The organism is Pseudomonas sp. PS01299 (genome assembly GCF_029960145.1).
Classification (GTDB): domain Bacteria; phylum Pseudomonadota; class Gammaproteobacteria; order Pseudomonadales; family Pseudomonadaceae; genus Aquipseudomonas; species Aquipseudomonas putida_A.
Genome location: NZ_JASCPO010000405.1, coordinates 1 through 2,982, shown reverse-complemented (window position 1 = coordinate 2,982; position 2,982 = coordinate 1). Strand labels below are relative to the sequence as shown.

Below are 2,982 nucleotides of genomic sequence, written 5' to 3'. Positions count from 1 at the left end.
CGAATGCGGTGGATCAGTCGATATCAATTTCGACTGATCCACCGCATTCGCGAGCAAGCCCGCTCCCACATTATTGGATCTTGCGTGTTTGATCAGGCCAGTTCGGCCACGACCGAAGCCAATGCCTTGGCCGGATCCGCCGCCTGGCTGATCGGACGGCCGATCACCAGATAATCGGAACCGGCATCCAGCGCCTGACGCGGGGTCAGGATACGGCGCTGGTCATCTTGCGCACTGCCCGCCGGGCGAATCCCCGGGGTCACCAGTTGCAGCGACGGGTGCGCCGACTTCAGTGCGGTGGCTTCCAGCGCCGAGCACACCAGACCGTCCATCCCGGCCTTCTCGGCCAGCGCAGCCAGACGCAGCACTTGCTCCTGCGGCTCGATGTCCAGACCGATACCGGCCAGATCCTCACGCTCCATGCTGGTCAGCACGGTCACACCGATCAGCAACGGCTGCGGGCCGCTGCGCTTGGAAAGCTCTTCACGGCAGGCCGCCATCATGCGCAGGCCACCGGAGCAATGCACGTTGACCATCCATACGCCCATCTCGGCAGCGGCTTTCACGGCCATCGCAGTGGTGTTGGGAATGTCGTGGAATTTCAGGTCGAGGAACACCTCGAAGCCTTTGTCACGCAAGGTGCCGACGATTTCCGCGGCGCAACTGGTGAACAGTTCCTTGCCCACTTTGACCCGGCACAGTTTCGGGTCCAACTGGTCGGCCAGCTTCAGTGCGGCGTCACGGGTGGGGAAATCCAGGGCGACGATGATAGGAGTCTGGCAGGCGGACATGGATGGGCTCTCAGGCAAGTCGAAATCGGCGCGCATTGTAGCGGAAGCGGCGGCGGCGCGGCACCCGATGATCGGTAAATCGTCGCCGCAAACGTGATCAGCATAGCGCTCGCGGCTATTGTGTCGAACCCGATACACAACCGACACGCCGCCAACAAGCGCCCGCGCTAGCCTCGCCAGCCGCAACACGTCCTTACATCAGCACTTCCCGCCTCACGGCAGGACGCCTATGCTGAAACCACCACCTCGCAGCCCATCTTTGTGGTTGGCGGCCTACTGGCAGATGAACAGCCCCATGCACAACACCCAGACCACCGTGACTGATGAGCAGAAAGACGACAAGCGCTGGAGCATCCGTGCGCTGATCGTCGATGACGATGTGCCGATCCGCGAGCTGATGATCGACTACCTCGCGCGTTTCAACATCCACGCCAGCGGCGTCACCGACGGCGCGGCCATGCGCCAGGCCATGCTGGCGGAACATTTCGACGTGGTGGTGCTCGACCTGATGCTGCCCGGCGAAGACGGCCTGTCGCTGTGCCGCTGGCTGCGCGCCGAATCGGACATCCCGATCCTCATGCTCACCGCCCGCTGCGAACCCACCGATCGCATCATCGGCCTGGAACTGGGCGCCGATGACTACATGGCCAAACCGTTCGAGCCACGGGAACTGGTGGCGCGGATCCAGACCATCCTGCGTCGGGTTCGCGATGACCGCACCGAACAGCGCGCCAACATTCGCTTCGACAACTGGCGCCTGAACAGCGTGCTGCGGCAGTTGATCGCCGACGATGGCCTGGTAGTGCCGCTGTCCAACGCCGAATTCCGCTTGCTCTGGGTCTTTATCGAACGCCCGCGCCGGGTACTCAGCCGCGAACAACTGCTGGATGCCGCCCGTGGCCGCTCGATCGAGGCGTTCGACCGCAGCATCGATTTGCTGGTGTCGCGCCTGCGGCAAAAACTCGGCGACGACCCGAAAGCCCCGCAGTTGATCAAAACCGTGCGCGGTGAAGGTTACCTGTTCGACGCGCGAGACATCGGCTGATGCGAGCGCGCTTCGACACGCTGTTCGGCCGCCTGTTTGGCATGCTGTTCGTGGCGATCGTCCTGGCGCACCTGCTGGCCTTTGCCTGGTTTCATCACTATGGGCCACCCCCACCGCCGCCCCCGCCGGAGTTTGCCGAGGGCGTCGACGGCCAACGGCCACCGCCGGATCCACGTTTCGCCCATCGCCCGCCGCGCCCCTGGTTCGGCGGGCCGTTGGTGCCGCTGACCTTCCAGTTCATCTCGCTGATGATCGCTGCGTGGTACGGCGCCAAACTGCTCAGCCGGCCGATCCAGCGCCTGAGCGATGCCGCCGAACGCCTCAGCGAAAACCTCGACAGCCCGCCGCTGGACGAGTCCGGCCCGCGTGAAGCCCGACAAGCCGCGAACACCTTCAACCTGATGCAACAACGCATTCGTGAACAGGTGCAGCAGCGAGCACGAATGCTCGGCGCCGTCTCCCACGACCTGCGCACTCCGCTGTCGCGGTTGAAGCTGCGCCTGGAACAGATCGACGACGAAAAACTGCAAGGCCAGATGCGCCAGGACCTCAACGACATGATCGGCATGCTCGACGCCACCCTCACCTACCTGCACGAACAGCGCACCAGCGAAGCGTTGCAGTTGATGGATGTGCAGGCGCTGGTCGAATCGTTGTGCGAGAACGCTCAGGATCAAGGTGCAGACGTTGAAGTCAGCGGCCATTGCGCACCGCTGCAGGTGCAGCCGATGGCGCTGCGCTCGTGCATCAACAACCTGATGGACAACGCACTGCGCTACGCCGGACAGGCACGCATCGAACTGCAGGATCAACGCGAGCAACTGCTGATCCGCGTGATCGACCACGGCCCGGGGATTGCCGAAGACAAGCGCGAGGCGGTGTTCGAACCGTTCTTTCGCCTGGAAGGCTCGCGCAACCGCAACTCCGGCGGCGTCGGCCTGGGCATGACCATCGCCCGCGAGGCAGCGCAGCGTTTGGGTGGACAATTGAATCTGGAAGAAACCCCGGGTGGCGGCCTGACCGCAATCATCCGCCTGCCGCGCACTTGAGAAACACACCTATCCACCGTGGGAGCGGGCTTGCTCGCGAAAGCGGTGTGTCAGTCGACTTCTGTGTTGAATGATCGGCCGCCTTCGCGAGCAAGCC

Annotated in this window: 3 protein-coding genes; 2 read left to right on the top strand and 1 reads right to left on the bottom strand. The window is 63.6% G+C overall.

Features of this window, described 5'->3' with window-relative positions; genetic code table 11:
- Window positions 1-92 precede the first annotated feature (92 nt).
- Complete coding sequence (gene pyrF / locus QMX91_RS30345) at window positions 93-791, bottom strand: orotidine-5'-phosphate decarboxylase (protein ID WP_047295723.1); 699 nt, start codon at window positions 789-791, stop codon at window positions 93-95.
- A 295-nt stretch (window positions 792-1,086) separates the two neighbouring features.
- Between pyrF and QMX91_RS30340 the strand changes: the two genes are divergently transcribed.
- On the top strand, window positions 1,087-1,836 hold the full coding sequence (locus QMX91_RS30340) for a response regulator (RefSeq protein WP_027612321.1): 750 nt from the start codon (window positions 1,087-1,089) through the stop codon (window positions 1,834-1,836).
- The gene (locus tag QMX91_RS30335) at window positions 1,836-2,885 is read left to right on the top strand and encodes an ATP-binding protein (RefSeq protein WP_282413848.1); all 1,050 of its coding nucleotides are present in this window, start codon (window positions 1,836-1,838) and stop codon (window positions 2,883-2,885) included. Before QMX91_RS30340 ends, QMX91_RS30335 begins: the two co-directional genes overlap by 1 nt.
- The last annotated feature ends 97 nt before the right edge of the window (window positions 2,886-2,982 follow it).